Here is a 15,650-nt window from a genome sequence, read left to right on the forward strand (position 1 = left end):
GAACCAGGCCCACCCTGAACTGAACCCGCCCCGGCATCACCGCCCCAGCCTCGACCCCGTCCCTGCCCCTCCACCCCAAGGAACAGATCCCGTGACGACATCGCCCAAACACCCCCGGAATGATCGAATGCTCACCGTTGAAGCCCTGCGTCTGGAGATCGTCGAGGGGCGCATCGACACCGTGGTCCTCGCCTTCACCGATATGCAGGGTCGGCTGCAGGGCAAGCTGTGCCACGCGCAGTTCTTCCTGGACTCGATGCTCGAGGAGGGCGCCGAGGGCTGCAACTACCTGCTGGCCGTGGACACCGAGATGAACACCCCGGGCGGCTACGCGATCAGCAGCTGGGAGGCCGGCTACGGCGATATGAGCTTCGCCATGGATCTGGACACCATCCGGCTGATGCCGCACAACCCGGGGCAGGTGATGATCCAGTGCGATCTCACCGCCCATGACGGCACGCTGATACCGATGTCGCCTCGGGCGATGCTGAGCGCTCAGCTCGACCGCGCTCGGGAGATGGGGTATCAGATGCTCACCGGCACGGAGCTCGAGTTCTGCGTCTACAACACCAGCTACGAGGACGCCTGGGACTCCAACTACCAGAGCCTGGTCCCGGCGAACCGCTACAACGTCGACTACAACATCCTCGGCTCCCAACGGGTGGAGCCGCTGCTGCGCGAGATCCGCAATGCCATGTACACCGCCGGGATGACCGTGGAGAGCGCCAAGGGCGAATGCAACTTCGGCCAACATGAGATCGCCTTCCGCTTCGATGAGGGCCTGGTCACGGCGGACAACCACGTGGTCTACAAGCTAGCCTCGAAACAGATCGCCCAGCAGCAGGGGAAGTCCATCACCTTCATGGCCAAGCCCAACGAGCGTGAGGGCAGCTCCTGCCACATCCACATGTCCCTGCGCGGACTCGACGGTGAGCTGAGCTTCTGGGACGAGGAGACGAACACCCGCAGCGCCACCTACGACCACTTCATCGCCGGGGTGCTCAAGGGAATGCGGGAACTCTCCATCTTCTACGCCCCGAACATCAACTCCTATAAGCGATTCGCCAAGGGCAGCTTCGCCCCCACCGCGGTGGCCTGGGGCATCGACAACCGGTCCTGTGCGGTGCGGCTGGTCGGTCACGGCGGCTCCGCCCGGATGGAGAACCGGCTTCCCGGCGGTGACGTCAATCCCTACCTGGCGCTCTCCGCCATGCTGGCCTCGGGTCTCTACGGCATCGAGCATCAGCTGGAGCTGGAACCCATGATGGAGGGCAACGCGTATGAGTCCGACGCGCAGGTCGTGCCCTCGGCGATGCGCGAGGCCCGCGACCTCCTCGAAGGCTCAGCACTGGCCCGCGAGGTCTTCGGCGAGGACGTGATCGAGCACTACGTCCACTACGCCGATGTGGAGCTGGAGGCCTTCGAGGCCGCCGTCACCGACTGGGAGCTGCACCGTGGTTTCGAGCGGCTCTGAGGAGTCCACGTCCGCGCCGGGAGGTCCGCCCCGGATCGCGCTGACCACGTACTACCAGGAGGGGTCCTGGGGCGACTGGAGGTCGATCGCGGCGATCGTGCCCGGGACCTATGTGGAAGGCGTGGCGGCAGCTGGAGGAACTCCGGTGCTGCTGCCTCCGGTGGGCACCGACCCCTCGGTGCTGGAGCTGATGGACGGGCTGATCGTGATCGGCGGGGTCGACGTGGACCCCCGGTTCTACGGCGCCGCCCGGCACGAACGCACCTCCTCCCAGCCGAGCCGGGATGAGCACGACATCGCGCTGACCCGGGCGGCCCTGGATCGAGGCCTGCCGCTGTTTGCGATCTGCCGCGGCGCCCAGATCCTCAACGTCGCGCTGGGCGGAACCCTGATCCAACATCTGCCCGACGTTAATCCCGACGCCGCGCAGTACCAGCCCGCACCCGGGCGCTACGGAACCGTCCGGTTCACCACCGAACCGGGCAGCCGATGCGCGCAGCTGCTCGGGGAGAGCGCCGAGTCACCCTGCTACCACCACCAGGCGCTGGACACGGTGGCGGAAGGGCTCATCGTCACCGCCCGCGCCGCCGACGGGACCATCGAGGCCGTGGAGACCACCACGGAGCCCTGGGCCCTGGGCGTCCAGTTCCACCCCGAGGAGAACCGCAAGGATGCCCGGCTCTTCGAGGGCTTCGTCGACGTCGCCCGGCACTTCGCCCAGCGGCGAGACGCCGCAGCAGACACCACCCGCCAGCAGAGCCCGCCCCGAGGATCCGAGGCACCGGCTGAGCATGACCGAGAGGACGCAACGCACCCATGACCGCGACCGAGATCATCGATCCGAGCACCGAAGAGGTCATCGAGACCATCGAGCTGGCCTCGCTGCAGGAGACCGACACCGCCATCGCCCGCGCTCAGCGCGCCTTCACCTCCTGGCGCGCAGTGGACCCGGCGGACCGGGCGCGTCTGCTGCGTCGCTTCGCCCAGGCGGTGGACGCTGATCTGGAGCATCTCGCGGCCCTGGAGGTGCGCAACGCCGGGCACACCATCAGCAATGCCCGCTGGGAGGCCGGCAACGTCCGCGACGTGCTGGACTACTACTCCGGAACTCCCGAGCGGCTCTCCGGTCGGCAGATCCCGGCCCCGGGAGGAGTGAACCTGACCTTCCACGAGCCGCTGGGCGTGATCGGGGTGATCGTGCCCTGGAACTTCCCGATGCCGATCGCCGGGTGGGGCTTCGCGCCTGCCCTGGCTGCGGGAAACACCGTGGTGCTCAAGCCGGCGGAGATCACCCCGCTGACCGCCATCCGGCTGGGCGAGCTCGCGCTGCAGGCCGGACTGCCCGAGGGCGTCTTCACCGTGCTGCCCGGCAAGGGCTCGGTGGTCGGCGAGCGCTTCGTGACCCACCCGGGGGTGCGCAAGGTGGTCTTCACCGGCTCCACGGCGGTGGGCAAGCGGATCATGGCCGGTTGCGCGGACCAGGTCAAGCGACTCACCCTGGAGCTGGGCGGGAAGAACTCCAACATCATCTTCGCCGACGCCGACCTGGAGCAGGCCGCCGCCGCCACCCCGGGCGGCGCCTTCGACAATGCCGGACAGGACTGCTGCGCCCGGTCCCGGGTCCTGGTGCAGCGCAAGGTCCTGGACCGGTACCTGGAGCTGCTGGAACCTGCCGTGCGCGGCTTCCGCTGCGGGGACCCCCGGCAGGAGCAGACCGACATGGGACCCCTGGTCTCCGCGGCCCATCGCGACTCCGTGGCCGCCTACCTCGAGGACGACGCCCCGATCGCCTTCCAGGGGTCCGCACCCTCCGGTCCCGGATTCTGGTTCCCGCCGACCGTCCTCACCCCCTCCCCCGACTCCCGAGCGTTCCACGAGGAGATCTTCGGGCCGGTCCTGGCCGTGGTCCCCTTCGAGGATGAGGCCGAGGCGATCCGACTGGCCAATGACACCGACTATGGCCTCTCGGGCTCCATCTGGACCCGGGATGTGGGACGCGCACTGCGGGTCTCGCGAGGGGTCGAGGCCGGAAACCTCTCGGTCAACACCCACGCCTCGGTGCGCTACTGGACCCCCTTCGGCGGGTTCAAGGAATCCGGCTTCGGCCGGGAGCTGGGCCCCGACGCCGCCGAGGCCTTCACCGAGACCAAGAACGTCTTCATCTCCAGCAGCTGAGCGGCTGCACGGATCATCCCACCCGCTGTCCATCGACCAAGGAGTCCCATGCAGATCAACGCCCGCCGTCTCGTCGACCGAAGCGCCGTCATCACCGGAGGTGCCAGCGGCATCGGTCTCGCCAGCGCCCGCCGGATGGCCGCCGAAGGAGCCCGCGTGGTCATCGCCGACGTCGACGCGGTCGCCGGCGAGCAGGCCGCCGCGGAACTGGGCGGGCTCTTCGTCAAGGTCGACGTCACCGACCCGGAGCAGGTCGAGGACCTGTACGCACAGACCCAGGAGGCCTACGGCAGCGTAGACATCGCGTTCAACAATGCCGGAATCGCCCCGCCCGAGGACGCCTCGATCTTGGACACCGATATCGACGCCTGGCGCCGGGTCCAGGACGTCAACCTCACCTCGGTCTACCTCTGCTGCAAGCACGCCATCCCGTATATGCAGCAGCAGGGCAAGGGATCGATCATCAACACGGCCTCCTTCGTCGCGGTGATGGGCGCCGCGACCTCCCAGATCTCCTACAGCGCCTCCAAGGGGGGCGTGCTCTCGATGAGCCGAGAGCTGGGCGTGGAGTTCGCCCGCCAGGGCATCCGGGTCAACGCGCTGTGCCCGGGACCGGTGAACACCCCCCTGCTCAAGGAGCTCTTCGCCAAGGACCTGGAGAAGGCGGCCCGCCGACTGGTCCACGTACCGCTGGGCCGCTTCGCGGAGCCCGAGGAGCTCGCCGCCGCCGTGGCCTTCCTCGCCAGCGACGACTCCTCCTTCATGACCGCCTCCACCTTCCTGGTCGACGGCGGCATCTCCGGCGCCTACGTCACCCCGTTCTGAGCCCGCCGGCGGCGGAGAACGGCGGAGCAGAGCGGATCCCGCCCTGCAGGGAAAGGTTTAACCTCCCCGAAACATCACGGCGCGCCGGGTGAAACACGAGGCGGTCACCATGGAGATCAGCTCGTCTCGGTGAAGTTCACCGATGAATTGATGTTTCTTGGAGGGACACATGGAACTTGGATCACTAGACGTCTGGGTGCTTGTGGCAAGCGGCCTCGTGCTGCTCATGACACCCGGACTGGCCTTCTTCTACGGCGGTCTGTCTCAGGCCAAGTCCGCCATCAACATGATGATGATGAGCTTCGCGGCCATGGGGCTGGTCGCCGTGGTCTGGGCCCTCTGGGGCTCCGCCATCGCAGGCGGCGAGTCCGTCGGTGGCCTGTTCGGCAATCCCGGCACCGATCTCGGTCTCTACAACACCCTGGCCGAGGCCCCCGAGGACCTGATCGGCATCGGCTTCGGTGCCACCTTCGCCATCATCACCACGGCACTGATCTCCGGCGCGATCGCGGACCGCGCCAAGTTCTCCGCCTGGATGGTCTTCGTGCCCATCTGGGTCACCCTGGTCTACTGCCCGCTGGCCTTCATGGTCTGGGGCGATGGTGGACTCCTCGTCGAGGGCGGCGCCGTGGGCGACGCTGTCGGTGAGGCAGTCGACTACGCCGGCGGCCTCGTGGTCCACATGTGTGCCGGTCTCGCTGCTCTGGTTCTTGCACTGATCCTGGGCAAGCGTCGCAACTTCACCGAACGCGCCTCACACCGCCCGCACAACACACCGTTCGTGCTGCTGGGCGCCTCACTCCTCTGGTTCGGCTGGTTCGGCTTCAACGGCGGCGCAGCTGCCGAGGCCGGCGAAGCCGGGCTCATCTGGGTCAACACCCTGCTGGCCCCCGCGTCGGCTCTGGTCGTCTGGCTCATCACCCAGCGCATCCGCGGCGAGAAGCCGACCGCCCTCGGCGCCGCCTCAGGCATCGTGGCCGGACTCGTGGCCATCACCCCGGCCTGTGCACACGTGGACCCCGTCGGTGCCATCATCATCGGCGCCATCTCCGGCTTCGTCTGCTACCTGGCAGTCGGCCTGAAGTACAAGCTCGGCTTCGATGACACGCTCGACGTGGTCGGCCTGCACTTCGTCGCCGGACTCTGGGGCACCGTGGCGATCGGCCTGCTGGGCCGCGCCGAGCTGATCGACGGCGAACGCGCCGGTCTGTTCTACGGCGGCGGTCTGGGCCTGATGGGCTCACAGGTCGTGGCCGTGCTGGTGACCCTGGTCTTCACCGTGGTGATGACCGCGATCATCGCCTACGCCATCCACGCCACCATCGGCTTCCGCGTCACCTCCGATGTCGAGACCCTCGGCATCGACCGCTCCGAGCACGACGAGGATGCCTACATCTTCGAGACCGTCAACGCTGAGCGCAAGACCAGCGTCGGCGCACCCCGCGAGTGACCCCCTTCTAGGTCCCCGCGACGCATCAAGAGCCTGGGTCCGGTTCATCGAGCATCTCGCTCGGTGGACCGGACCCAGGCTCTTTGCGCAAGATCAGCGGTGGCGGCTCAGGGCCGTGTCGCGTCGGCGGACTCCGTTTCGGCTTCCAAGGTCTCCGGAGCCTGGGTCCAGGCCAGGGCACCGAACATCAGGATCACTCCGGTCACGCCGAAGGCCCAGGCGTAGCCGAGCTGATCGACCAGGAACCCCGCCAGCAGCGGTCCGATGATCGCCCCGAGGTCCTGGGTCATCTGGAAGGTGGAAACCACCGATCCCCCGTTCCGGCCCGAACCGACGATGTCCGCGATCGCCGCCTGCTGCGCCGGATTCATCAGGCCGGTGCCCGCCCCGGCGATCACGCTGAGCAGCAGCAGCACCAGCGGGCTCGGTGCGAGACCAAGCAGTCCCGTGGCCAGCGCCGAGACGAGCAGTCCGAGGATGATCGGGCGTCGTCGTCCGAGCCGGTCTGACCGACGCGAGAACAGCAGCACCGCCGCCACGTTGCCGGCGGCGAAGGTGGCCAGCGCGACCCCGGCGAGCTGGCTGGAGTCCAACACCCAGCCGGAGCCGACGAAGGCCGTAGCCGCGAAGAGCGGCACCACGGAGTTGCGCAGCCCGAAGGTCGCCCATCCGTTCGCGAATCCGGCCGTGAGCGCGGCACGGTACCCGCGGTGCTGCCAGGCCTCGGCCAGGGTGGCGGTCTCGCGTTCTTCCTTGCGTCCCCGATCCTCCAGGCGAGACTGCCGAAGCATGACGAACACGATCGCGGCCGCCACCACCAGCGCCGCACCGTAGACCAGGAAGGGCACCCGCGGGCCGAAGACCAGGAGCCCCGAACCCACCAGCGGACCGGCGACGCTGCCGATCAGAAACGCCGAGGCATAGGCCCCGGAGACCCTGCCACGGATCGTAGGCGGTGATTTCCGGGCCAAAAACGTCATCGCCGAGACGGTGAAGAAGGTCGAGCCGATGCCTCCGAGGGCGCGGAAGAGCAGCAGCAGCTCATAGCTGGGGGCGTAGGCGGTGGCGATCATGGACACCGCCACGATCAGCAACCCGATCACATAGACCGGGGTCTCCCCCAGCCATTGGGTGAGCTTTCCCGATGCCGGGGCGAAGATCAGCCGGAAGAGGCCGAACGCCGAGACCACGGCGGAGACCGCCATGGCGGAGACGCCGAAGTCTGAGGCGTACTGCGGCAGGATCGGGGCCACGATGCCGAACCCGATGGCGATCACGAAGGCCGAGACGATCATCACCTTCAGCTCAGCAGGGATCCCGATCTTCGTGTCACGTGTCATGGGGCCACTCCTGTTTGTTCTGCCATCGGTCATCCTCGTTGCTCAACGCAACGAACCCCGGGACCATTCCCTCCCCCGGCTTCGAGATCTCATGGCAGGATAGGGGCACTTCACCACGAGAGGCGTTTCGATGGAACCCACTGCTGGCAGCCTGGACGTCTTCTTGAGCGCGATCACGCCGAAGGTGCGGCAGCGTGACGCCCGCAGCATGGTGGAGCTGATGCGGCGGATCACCGCCGAGGAGCCGCAGCTCTGGGGCAGCATCATCGGCTTCGGGTCCTACCACTACCGCTATGCCTCGGGCCGCGAGGGTGACGCCCCGGCGGCGGGCTTCGCCGCCCGGCGGCAGGCCACCACGATCTATCTGCCCGAGGGGGTCGAGGCGCACGCCGAGGCGCTGGACCGGCTCGGTCCGCACAGCACCGGCGTCGGGTGTCTCTACATCCCACGCCTGGATCAGGTGGATCTCGCGGTGCTCGAGGAGATCATCGCCGGCTCCTACCGCAAGGTCACGGCGTGGTGAGCTCTGCTGTGCTGGCCTCCTGCGCCGCGCCGAGGCGCTGCGAGACCACCCGGGTGGAGCCGTCCTGCCGCATCGACACCCCGTAGAGCGCGTCGGCGATCTCCATGGTGCGCTTCTGGTGGGTGATGATGATCAGCTGGGAGGATTCGCGGAGCTCCTCGAAGATCACCAGCAGTCGCGAGAGGTTCGTATCGTCGAGCGCCGCCTCCACCTCGTCCATCACATAGAACGGCGAAGGCCTGGCCTTGAAGATCGCGACCAGCAGCGCGACGGCGGTCAGTGAGCGCTCTCCCCCGGAGAGCAGCGAGAGCCGACGGATCCGTTTGCCGGGAGGCCGCGCCTGCACCTCGATGCCGGTGTTGAGCATGTCTTCGGGGTTGGTCAGCTCCAGCCGGCCCTCGCCGCCGGGGAAGAGCCGGGCGAAGACCCGTTCGAACTGCACCTTGGTGTCGAGCCAGGCCTGGGTGAACACCTTCTCCACGGTGGCATCCACGTCCGCGATGATCTCGAGCAGATCCTGCCGAGACCTCTTGAGGTCGGCCAGCTGATCCTGCAGGTAGGTATGGCGCTCTTCGAGGGCAGAATGTTCCTCCAGCGCCAGCGGGTTGACCTTGCCGAGTGCCTTCAGATCACGGCGCGCGCGGGTGAGCCGCTTCTCCTGCTCCGAGCGGTCGAAGGGCACTCCGCGCTCGGGCTCCGATGTCTCTCCAGGCTCCGATGTCTCTGCAGGCTCCGGCGGCTCGGTGACCTCCGGAGTCTCGGCATGCGGCACCAGCTGGTCCGGACCGTAGTGCTCGATGAGATACTCCGCGGTGAGGCTGAGCTCCTCGAGTCCGCGGGCCTCCGCGGCCTCCAGGCTCAGGCGCAGCTCGGTGCGGGTCAGCTCGGCCCGGTGCAGCGCTGCGGTGAGCGTCTCGAGCTCGGCGGCGTCGCTGCTGCGTGCGGCGCGCAGCGTGGTGGTGCGCTCCTGGGTGGCAGTCCCGGCGGCTTCGGCGACGCTGCGCGTGGTCTCCGAGCGGCGCAGGACCTCGTTCAGGGCGAGGATGGCGGTTTCGGCCTCGCCCTGGATGGACTCGGCCGCCTGGGCGCGGGAGCTGCGAGCCTGCGCGACCTTCTGGGCCTGTTCTCTGCGGGTCTCTTCGGCGGAGGCGCTGCGCCTCAGCGCGGCGGCGCGCTCCAGCATCTGCTTGTGCTGCTCCTCGGCGGCACGCAGCTCCAGGCGGGCGTCGACCTCTTCACGGCGCCGCGCCGCGGCGGCGGCCGAGAGGTGATCCCGCTCGGCGCTGGAGGGCTCCTCCTCGATGTCTTCGCTCTGCGCGGCCTCCAGCCGCGCCTGAGCCTCCTGGCACTGCTGCTGCGCCTCGGCGGCCGCAGACTGCGCCGCGTGGGCCTCCTGATCGGAGGTCTCGATCCGCTCGGCGGAGCGCGCCATCTCGGCGTGGAGCCGCGCGAGCTGTTCGGTCATGGCATGCAACTCGGCGTCGTTGGCGTGCAGCGCCTGCAGGGTCGACTCCACACGCAGCTCAGCAGCGTTGACCTCCGATTCTTCCGCGGCAGAGGCGGCGGCGAGCGCCTCGAGCTCGAGCTCGAGCTGGTCCACGGCCTCGGTGAGCTCGGCGATCTCGGCGGTGATCGCCACATCGGAGTTCTCCAGCACCGTGCCGCCGATCCGCTCACCGGCGCGCAGGATGATCCCTTCGCTGGTCACCGCGGCGCGCACCTCGGAGAGCTGGAGCAGCCGGGCGGCCTGCGGCTGGTCGGCGCAGAGCACGACCCCGGCAAGGGCTGCGTGCACCGGGAGCTGCTGGTCCTCGGCGACGCTGACCACCTGGTGGGCCCAGGCCGCGCCCTCGGGAAGCGCGGGAAGCCCAGCGTCGGGAAGCCCAGCGTCTGGCGGCCCGGCGGAGACCGGCTCGGAGCGGGGATCGGTCCCGGGGAGCACCGGGTGGATCAGGTGTGCCCGGCCGGCGTCCTCGGCGGCGAGCCAGCCCAGCGCCTGTGCGGCAGTCTCGGCGTCCTTCACGATGAGTGCCGCGTCCAGGCTGCCCAGGCATGCGGCGATCGCGGTCGCCCAGCCACGGGTGATGCGCAGCCGCTGCGCCAGCGGCGCCTCGATGTCCTCGGTCCGGTCTCGCAGCAGGGCTGCGGCGCCGTCGCGCGGGGTGCGGGCCGCGGAGAGCCCCGAGAGCCGGGCGCGGTGTTCATTGATCTGTGTGCGCAGCCGCTGCTGGGCGGCGAGCTGTTCGTCGTAGGCGGTGCGCAGCGTCTCGAGTCGCTGGTGCGCGGCCTCGTAGTCGGCGTCGAGATCCGCTTCGCCGGTCTCGACGCCGGCGAGGCGCTGCTCGAGCTCGGAGAACTCGCCGCGGGCGCGCTCCTGGGCCGCCCGGGCGGCGTCGCCCTGTTCCTGCGCACGCCGACCACGCGCCTGAGCCGCGTCGATCCGTCCCTGAGCGGTGTCCACCCGGCCACGCAGCGTGGCCAGACCGGCGCGACGGTCCGCCACGGCGCGCAGCTGCTCGGTCAGCCGGGTCTCCTCCAGCTTCCATGCCTCCTCGGCCTGCGCCCGCGCGGCCGAGCAGCGTTCCAGCCGTTCCCGGTCCGCGGTGACCTCGGCGTCGAGCTCGGCGGCGGCCTCGGCCACGGACTCCGCCTGGGCGCGCATCGCCTCCGGGTCGCGGCCGGACTCCTGCACCACGGCAGAGGCCCGAAGGCTCCGGGCACGTTCCTGAGCCAGGGAGGCCACCGAGCGCAGCCGCTCCTGGACCCGCTCGAGCCGGTGGTGTCCTGCCAGCAGCTTCTCGACGTGGGCCCGCTGATCTGCGGCCTGCTGCTCCAGCTGCGCGATCTCCACGTCCTGGGCCGCGAGCGAGGTCCGAAGCTGCTCGGCGGCGTCCCGGTCCTCCTGTTCGCCCTGGCTGGACTCGTGCAGGGCGGTGGCCGCACGGACCAGATCGTCGGCGATGATCCGGGAGAGCGAATCGCGCAGATCGTACTGGATGCGTTGGGCTCGGCGGGCCACCCGGGCCTGACGGCCCAGCGGCGCGAGCTGCCGGGAGATCTCGCCGATCAGGTCTTCGAGGCGGGAGAGGTTGGTCTGCATCGATTCGAGCTTGCGCACGCTGCGTTCCCGGCGGCGCCGGTGCTTCAGCACCCCGGCTGCCTCTTCGATGAACCCACGCCGCTGCTCAGGGGTGGCCTGGAGGATCTGGTCCAGCTGCCCCTGGCCGACGATCACATGCATCTCCCGGCCCAGCCCGGAGTCCGAGAGCAACTCCTGGATGTCGAGCAGCCGGCACTTCGCGCCGTTGATCGTGTAGTCGCTGCCCCCGGTGCGGAACATCGTCCGGGAGATCGTGACCTCGGAGTATTCGATCGGCAGCGCGCCGTCGGAATTGTCGATGGTCAGCGACACCGAGGCTCGGCCCAGCGGCTGGCGCTCGGTGGTGCCGGCGAAGATGACGTCCTCCATGGTGCCGCCCCGCAGGGACTTCGCGCCCTGTTCGCCCATCACCCAGGCCAGGGCGTCGACCACGTTGGACTTGCCCGACCCGTTGGGGCCCACCACGGCGGTGACCCCGGGTTCGAACTCGAAGGTCGTGGCCGAGGCGAAGGACTTGAATCCGCGGACGGTCAGGGTCTTCAGGTGCACGGGTGTGGACTCACACTCCGCCGGACTCGGCGGGGCTGGGCTGGAAGTCTTCCAACCGCTCCCCGAGCCCGAACATCGCCGCGATCGCCGCCACGGTGCGCTGCGCGGCGTGGCCGTCGCCGTAGGGGTTCACCGCATTGGCCATCGCGGAGTACGCCTCCGGGTCATCGAAGAGCGCGGCGACCTCTTCGACCACTCGTTCCTCGGCGGTGCCGATGAGCCGGACGGTGCCGGCGTCCACGGCTTCGGGGCGTTCGGTGTTGTCCCGCATCACCAGCACCGGCTTGCCCAGGGAGGGGGCCTCCTCCTGCACGCCCCCGGAGTCGGTGAGCACCACGGTGGCCAGATTCATCAGCCGGGTGAACTCGCCGTAGGGCAGCGGCTCGGTGACGATCACGTTCTCGTGCCCGGCCAGGGCGGGAAGGATCGCTTCGCGGACCACCGGGTTGCGGTGTGCCGGGAGCACGATCAGCTTCTCGGGGTACCGGTTGGCCAGGCGGGCCAGCGCGCGGCCCACGCCCTCCATGGCGGAGCCCTGGTTCTCGCGGCGGTGGGTGGTCACCAGCAGGACGTCCCGGCCCGAGGCCGCCGCGTCCTCGAGCTGAGCATCGGCGAACGGCACATGCTTGCTCGCGACCTCGAGCAGCGCGTCGATCACGGTGTTGCCGGTGACCACGATGTCCTGGGCCGGCAGCGCCTCGCGCAGCAGGTTGTCCCGGGACTGCCCGGTGGGAGCCAGGTGCAGCGCGGTGATCTGGCTGGTCATCTTGCGGTTCGCCTCTTCGGGGAACGGTGAGTAGAGGTTGAACGAGCGCAGCCCGGCCTCGGCGTGGATCACCGGAATCCCGGAGTAGAACGCAGCCATCGCGCCGGCGGTGGTGGTGGTCGTGTCTCCCTGGACGACGACGGCGTCGGGCTTGTTCCTCGCGAAGATCGCGTCCAGGCCGATGACCGTGCGGGTCAGCACCCCGTTGAGCGTCTGCCTCGGCTGGATGATGTTCAGGTCATGGTCCGGCACGATGCCGAAGAGCTCGTTGACCTGGTCCAGCATCTCGCGGTGCTGGCCGGTCACGGTGACCTCGCAGTCGAAGAGCTCGCTGGCCTGCAGCGCCTTGACGATCGGTGCCATCTTGATGGCCTCGGGACGTGTCCCGTAGATGGGCATGATTCGCTTCATCGGTGATGCCTGTCCCTTCGCGCGCCTGGTGTCTGGCCCCAAGCCTAGCTTCCCGTGCCGACATGGGGCCGGTCTAACACCCAGGCATCCGGGATCGGAGCGAGTATGCCGGTAAACTCGGGCATCGTGTCAGCACCGGAATCCGGATGGTGCAGGAAAGGGATTGATTTTGCGCTCAGGTTCGACGCGTTCGTTGCGTGGCCTTCGTCAACGACTCACGCGGACCCATTGGGTCGCGCTGGGGGTCTTCATCGCTGTTGCGGCGCTCAGCACCGTGGCCGCCGCGCTGCAGTGGTGGCCGGTCGTTGTCGTCGGGATCTCGGTGATGCTGCTGCTCTCGCTGGCGGTCTCGATCTACGGGTTCAGCAGCCTCTCCCGACGGCTGCTCGCCCAGACCGGGGACATCTCCCGGCAGCTGCGCAGAGAACGCAAGAACCAGACCCTCGGGACACCCGCCGGCGCTGTCGCAGCCGGACACGATTCCACCACGGCGTATTGGGCTCAGCAGGTCCGCTCGGTCAAGGGGCAGCTCTCCTGGTTCACCAACCTGGCGATCCGCAACCGGCTGACCGGTGCCCGCGACGTGCTCGCGCACGCTGCCACCAATGGCCGCCATGACTTCACCCAGCTCGGCGATCTCCTGGAGTCCTGGCGCATCCCGATGCACCGGGACAGTGCCGAGAAGGAGCTCATCGGCAGCACCTGGAAGCCTGGGCTGATCAATCTGGCGCGGGTGCTCTACTCCCAGCGTGTCACCGAGATGGACCTGCTGGATGCCTTGAGCATCTATGAGCTGCTGCATCGCGAGCACGGCCCGAAGGTGCTCTCCGGGGTGGACCGCTCGTACTTCGCTGACCTACTGACCTGGAAGAAGCGGTTCCCCGAAGCGATCGAGGTGCTCGAGTCCGCACCCGCGCAGGGCACCGATCGCAGCTACAGCCAGGGCTTCCTGAAGCTCAACGCCATCAACCCCAACGTGACCTCAGATGCGCGACGACGTCTCGAATGGCTCGAATCGATCAACGAGCTGCTGGCCGAGAGCGGCCTCAGCCCCGTCGGCGTCAAGAATCCCGAGGCGCCGTCCTTCTTCGAACTGACCGCCGAGACTCCTGATGCGGGAGTTCCGGTGGAGGAGCAGCCTCTGGTCAGCATCATCATGCCGATCTACGAGCCGGACGACTCCACAGACCTCGCCATCGAATCACTGCTGCGGCAGAGCTGGCGCAACCTGGAGGTCATCGTCATCGACGACTCCTCCCCCACCCATGACCGCGAGGGCGTTCCCACCGACTATCGCGCTCGGCTGCAGCGCTGGGCCGATCATGACGACCGTGTCCGGCTGGTGCTCTGCGAGGAGAACCGCGGCGCCTATGCGGTGCGCAACGACGGCTACGACCTGGCCCAGGGCCTCTTCGTGACGATCGCAGACAAAGACGACTGGCATCACCCGCAGAAGATCGAGCTGCAGGCCACCGAGCTTCTCCACGACAGCTCGGTGAAGGCGAACCTCGGCAACTGGGTCCGCGTCAGCGAGGATCTCGAATTCCTCGTGCGCTGGGGCCCTGACCGGGTGGTCCACCCCAGCTTCGCCTCCCTGATGTTCCGCCGCGAAGAGATCCAGCAGACCCTCGGGTACTGGGACACGGTGCGGAAGTCCGGCGACGGCGAGTTCAAGTTCCGGTTCCAGCTTGTCTACGGCGTGGAGCTGCAGCCGACGATCAAGGCGCCGCTCGCCTTCTCCTTGATGGGCGCCGGCAACCTCACCAGTTCAGACCTCGGTCTGGGGTACCGCCACGATGATCGCCACGCCTATCAGAGGGCGTACCGGGACTGGCACGGGCAGATCGAACGCGGTGAGGCCTCGGCGTACATGCCGAAGCACCCCGCCGTGCGGCCCTTCGTCGCGCCGCGGAGCTTCCTTCCGCAGAAGTCCGCAGAGCCTCCGGCCTATGACGTCATCTACCTCTCCGAATTCGGCTTCGAGGCCGGAAACTCCAGCGTCCTGCTCCAGGAGATCACCACCTGCCTGGACGCCGGGCTGCGGGTCGGTGTGATCCCGATCGAGAACGGCCTCATCGCGTCCGCCTCGAAGCGTCACTTCGTCCCGGCCCTGGAGCGTCTGGTCCTCGACGGACGGGTCGACCGGCTTTCCGTGGCGCAGTCTGCCCGCACGAAGCTGCTTCTCATCAGATGGCCCGCGTGCATGCAGCTGGCGCTGGGCACCCGATCCGAACTGGTCGCCGACCGGATTCTTGTGGTGGCCAACCACATGCCCTACGAGCTTGCCGGAGACCGCCGCAGCTACGATGTGCGGGCGGTCACCCGCAATGTCGCTGCCACCTTCGGCGCAGCCCCAGAGTGGGCCGCCGAGAGCGAACGGCTGCGCGAGTACATCCAGGACCTCGTGCCCTCCGGCCAGCTGGCCGACGGCGCATGGAAGGGCATCACCGTCCCGCTGAGCGCAGAGTCTCGCAGCACCCGGGTCCCTTCTGAGGACCGGATCCCGGTGATCGGGCGTCATGGGCGGGACCACCCCGGCAAGTGGCCCTCGACCAAGTCCGACTTCCTCAAGGCCTATCCGATCGACGGCTCGGTCGGGGTCACGATCCTGGGCGGGGCCAGCACACCGATCAAGGCCGGTTGGCTGCCTGAGGAGCTCCCGCAGAGCTGGACGGTGCACGCGTTCAACGGCATCGAGGTCTCGGACTACCTGCGCGGCCTCGACTTCTTCGTGTATTACCACAGCGATGAGCTCGTCGAAGCGTTCGGGATGGCGATCCTCGAGGCGATGAACCATGGTGTCGTCTGCGTGCTGCCGCCGCATTTCGAACCCGTCTTCGGTGAGGGTGCCGTCTACGCGACGCCGCGCAATGTGCAGGCGACGATCAGCGGACTCCGGGATCCCCAGCGCTACGAGGAACAGCGCCAGAAGGGGCTCGACTTCGTGCGCGCCGAATGCAGCCCTGCCGCGTACCTCGCCCGGCTTCGGCCATACGGGATCGGTCCTGCGTAGCTCGAGGGCGGAGCGTGTGTCTGA

Annotated in this window: 10 protein-coding genes; 7 read left to right on the forward strand and 3 right to left on the reverse strand. The window is 68.4% G+C overall.

Going from position 1 to position 15,650, the window contains the following annotated elements; all coding sequences use genetic code 11:
* Positions 1-127: 127 nt before the first annotated feature.
* The 5 genes from I2487_RS10620 (at position 128) to I2487_RS10640 (ending at position 5,924) form a co-directional block, all read left to right on the forward strand.
* The gene (locus I2487_RS10620; RefSeq protein WP_207171579.1) at positions 128-1,474 is read left to right on the forward strand and encodes a glutamine synthetase family protein; all 1,347 of its coding nucleotides are present in this window, start codon (positions 128-130) and stop codon (positions 1,472-1,474) included.
* Positions 1,455-2,294 carry a gamma-glutamyl-gamma-aminobutyrate hydrolase family protein gene (locus I2487_RS10625; protein WP_345941403.1) on the forward strand — a complete coding sequence of 280 codons (840 nt, stop codon included), beginning with the start codon at positions 1,455-1,457 and terminating at the stop codon, positions 2,292-2,294. Before I2487_RS10620 ends, I2487_RS10625 begins: the two co-directional genes overlap by 20 nt.
* Positions 2,291-3,649, forward strand: a complete 1,359-nt coding sequence (locus I2487_RS10630; RefSeq protein WP_207171575.1) for an aldehyde dehydrogenase family protein — start codon at positions 2,291-2,293, stop codon at positions 3,647-3,649. The genes I2487_RS10625 and I2487_RS10630 overlap by 4 nt, the downstream gene beginning before the upstream one ends.
* A gap of 48 nt (positions 3,650-3,697) precedes the next feature.
* Positions 3,698-4,474: a 3-oxoacyl-ACP reductase gene (locus I2487_RS10635; RefSeq protein WP_207171573.1), complete on the forward strand. Its 777-nt coding sequence runs from the start codon at positions 3,698-3,700 to the stop codon at positions 4,472-4,474.
* A gap of 169 nt (positions 4,475-4,643) precedes the next feature.
* A complete protein-coding gene (locus I2487_RS10640) occupies positions 4,644-5,924 on the forward strand; it encodes an ammonium transporter (protein WP_207171571.1) in 1,281 nt (426 codons plus the stop codon).
* Between the two features lie 107 nt (positions 5,925-6,031).
* Here I2487_RS10640 and I2487_RS10645 read toward each other — a convergent pair whose 3' ends face one another.
* Positions 6,032-7,264: an MFS transporter gene (locus I2487_RS10645; RefSeq protein WP_207171569.1), complete on the reverse strand. Its 1,233-nt coding sequence runs from the start codon at positions 7,262-7,264 to the stop codon at positions 6,032-6,034.
* Positions 7,265-7,394: 130 nt separating this feature from the next.
* On the opposite strand from I2487_RS10645, the gene I2487_RS10650 reads away from it, so the two are divergent.
* Complete coding sequence (locus I2487_RS10650; protein ID WP_207171567.1) at positions 7,395-7,787, forward strand: DUF1801 domain-containing protein; 393 nt, start codon at positions 7,395-7,397, stop codon at positions 7,785-7,787.
* On the opposite strand, the gene smc is transcribed toward I2487_RS10650, so the two are convergent.
* Together smc and wecB are read right to left on the reverse strand one after the other, a co-directional pair.
* Complete coding sequence (smc, locus tag I2487_RS10655; RefSeq protein WP_207171565.1) at positions 7,774-11,436, reverse strand: chromosome segregation protein SMC; 3,663 nt, start codon at positions 11,434-11,436, stop codon at positions 7,774-7,776. The genes I2487_RS10650 and smc overlap by 14 nt on opposite strands.
* Before the next feature lie 10 nt (positions 11,437-11,446).
* A complete protein-coding gene (gene wecB / locus I2487_RS10660; RefSeq protein ID WP_207173041.1) occupies positions 11,447-12,613 on the reverse strand; it encodes a non-hydrolyzing UDP-N-acetylglucosamine 2-epimerase in 1,167 nt (388 codons plus the stop codon).
* Between the two features lie 193 nt (positions 12,614-12,806).
* On the opposite strand from wecB, the gene I2487_RS10665 reads away from it, so the two are divergent.
* Entirely contained in the window at positions 12,807-15,626 is a 2,820-nt protein-coding gene (locus I2487_RS10665; RefSeq protein WP_207171561.1) for a glycosyltransferase, read from the forward strand.
* Positions 15,627-15,650 lie beyond the last annotated feature (24 nt).

The sequence above is a fragment of the Nesterenkonia sp. E16_10 genome (genome assembly GCF_017347085.1).
Taxonomy (GTDB): Bacteria; Actinomycetota; Actinomycetes; order Actinomycetales; family Micrococcaceae; genus Nesterenkonia.